Raw genomic sequence first — 2868 nt, 5'->3', positions numbered from 1 at the left:
ATCGCGAAGTCCGCGCCCAGCAAAATCCATCTGCACCGCTCCTGAACCAAATTCAGGCCGCGAACGAGGAATGCAGGCGCAAGTACCCGGATCCGATCAGGCAGGCTGTCGCGCACGCCTCGTGCGAAAACCGGAGCATGGAATTGCTGAGACCGTCGATGGTGTACCCGGATCTCATGGACCAGGAACTGGCCAACAATTTAATGCTGGCCGAGAAGGTGCAGAGGGGCAAGATGACGCTGATCGAAATGAAAGCGGTCAAGGCGCAGCTTCATTCGCAGGTCGTGACCGAGTTTCAGCGCCGCCAACTGGCCAAAATGGCTGGCGCGCCCAGGCAGGTTGCACCGGCCGACATCACGGGTTCGATCGGCCACCCCGCGCCTGCCGTTGACCCCGGCACGCCACAGCTCCAGAACCCGGCGCCCAAGGCGCCCCACTGTCAGACGGCGCGATTTGGAATGATGCTGGAGACGGTGTGTAATTAGCGCTCGGCCGCGATAGCAGCGCAGGGCTAGTCTCTTCTTCACCTCTCCCCTTGTGGGAGAGGGAGCGCACCGCCAGCGTCGAGACATTGTGCCTGTGCCCCGGAATGACGATGACGCTTGACATCCGCCGAAGCGCGGCAAGTGCATTATCTGATTTGCCCGTCGCGTTAATTCGCCGCAGACGTTTTCGCTTGTGACGTCGGGCAAATCACGGGCATTTTTCCGCGCGTCTTCTGCCCGGTAAAGGGGGCGTTTCGCGATCGTCACTAAACGTTGGGCGGAAGATGCGGTGGACGCGACAGCGCATCAGACGAATGCGCGCGTTGCGGACGGCGAAGTCGTGGCGTCCTGATACCCCGACGCTGGTATCAACTCGCGACAATGCTTTGCATTGCGCGGGGATGGTGGCAAGAAAGCCCGGTCACCAGGGAGACCACGGAGGAAACCGTTAAAACCAGCCGCGTAGGGAATGCCGGGTGAATCCGGTGTGACCGTGGTGACTACGCTTGTGTGCTTTTTTATTTCGCACACAAGGCTGCGGGCGCAACGGGCGCCCGGCATTCCCTGCGCCCTCTCTCTGGGACGCGGAAGAATCATGCATAGCTCGGGCGTACAAGCGCCGCGGGAATGCGAAGGTGTGACCGCTGTCTCGCTTGTGGCCATCCTTCGAGACGCGGCGAAGTCGCCGCTCCTCAGGATGAGGTTTCGGCAGGCGGAACATATTGAACCTCATGGTGAGGAGGCGCTCGCGCCGTCTCGAACCATTAGGCCCGGACGCTGGCTGTTTGACACGTGAATCGATGCAAAGTGCGCGGGAACTCCGCCAGCGCTACGCCCCCCGTCAACGCGACGGTAACCTGTTTTATTTACGCTCCGCCAACCATACGCCTTCGGTTCCGAAGGCTTGGGATGTGCGGGCGGTTGCATGTTGCGTTTCAAGATCCTGGCCTCGGCCGTTCCTCTACTCGTCGCCGCGTTCTTCGCACGCGGCGGACTACTGCCGGGACCGCACCCCTGCATCGCGATCGCCAGCACGTCGGTCGAGATCGCCGAACTGCCCTGGCGCGCCGATCTCCATGTCGCCTTCACCGACGATCCGAAAGCCGCCACCGTGCGGGTGCAGATATCGGAAAGCCCGGAAGCGGCCGACTTCGCGCTGGTCGACGACGCCGACACCACGGAGGCCGGCGCCTGCGAAGTCAACCCCGCCACCCACGCCGTCTCGATTTCGGATACTGCCGCAAGCGGCATGCCCGTGATCTATCTCTCGCATAAAGGTCCTTCGGATTATCGAATCTTCGTCCGCTCGAGGACCTTCTCGCAGCGCGAGGCGGCCGCGCTCGTCGTCGGCGCCGGCGTCAGCAGGCATCCGCTAAAAGCCGCCTCGCTCTGATGCGCTTCCACTAGACCCCGCACGCAGCTTGACTTCTGATTAACCATGTTCGCATGCCGCCCACGGAACGGGCGTGTCCTCAAGCAGTTCGCAAGGTCGCAAGCTGCATCTTCATCGCCAAATAAACGACACGCAAAACCATGAGGTGATCGGCAATGGGGCGGATGATCCGGATCAAATTGCATCTGCGCCGCTGGTCGCGGCGTCATCCGTGGATCACGCTGGGCGTTCGTTCGTTTGTGATTTTCTCCGCGGCTTTCGGCGGCGCCTACGGCTTCATCACCGGCAGCCGGTCGGAGCATTCGGGCTACGATCCCAACAATTTTGCGATCGGCGCGAGTTTCCTGTTTGCGATCGCGTGCCTGGCGCTGGCGACCGTCAGCATGCGGCTGCGTTTCCTGCGTCGGAAAATGCGCAAGATCGCGCTGCATAACGAGGCGCTGGCCGACCGCAATTGGGAATTGCAGGAAGCCGAGGATCGCGCGCGCAGCCTGTTCGAATCGCAGGGCGACCTGATCGTGCTGCGCGACGCTGACAGCAAGATCACCTTCGTCAACGACGCCTATTGCGAACTGGCCCGCAAGGATCGGCTTGAGCTGATCGGAAGCCGCTTTCAGTTCACCGTGCTCGAACAGGGCGAAAGCGCGATCGAATCCAATGGCACGCGGATTCACGACCAGCGAATCGAAACGGCGCTCGGCGCGCGCTGGATCGCCTGGCGCGAGGCGCTGGTTCGTTTCGATGCCGGCGCGCCTGCTGAGCTGCAATGTGTCGGCCGCGACGTCACCGACCGCACTGAAACCGAACGCGCGCTCTCGGAGGCCCGCGACCAGGCGGATGCCGCCAACCGCGCCAAGTCGCGTTTCCTCGCGATGGCGAGCCACGAAATCCGCACGCCCTTGAACGGCATCATCGGCATGAGCGGCCTGCTGCTCGACACCCCGCTGACGCCGGAGCAGATGACCTACGCCAAGGCGGTGAAAACCTCCG

General features: G+C 62.4%; 3 protein-coding genes. All 3 read left to right on the top strand.

Going from position 1 to position 2868, the window contains the following annotated elements; all coding sequences use genetic code 11:
* On the top strand, positions 1-485 hold a 485-nt coding region (locus tag WB528_RS00620; RefSeq protein WP_423886499.1), incomplete at its 5' end, for a hypothetical protein.
* A 925-nt stretch (positions 486-1410) separates the two neighbouring features.
* Positions 1411-1878, top strand: a complete 468-nt coding sequence (locus tag WB528_RS00615) for a hypothetical protein (RefSeq protein ID WP_423886498.1) — start codon at positions 1411-1413, stop codon at positions 1876-1878.
* Positions 1879-2033: 155 nt separating this feature from the next.
* The coding region (locus WB528_RS00610) for a histidine kinase dimerization/phospho-acceptor domain-containing protein (protein WP_423886497.1) at positions 2034-2868 on the top strand (835 nt) is incomplete at its 3' end.

It is taken from the genome of Bradyrhizobium sp., assembly GCF_049586575.1.
Lineage (GTDB): Bacteria > Pseudomonadota > Alphaproteobacteria > Rhizobiales > Xanthobacteraceae > Bradyrhizobium.
This window is presented reverse-complemented; position numbering and strand designations above follow the sequence as displayed.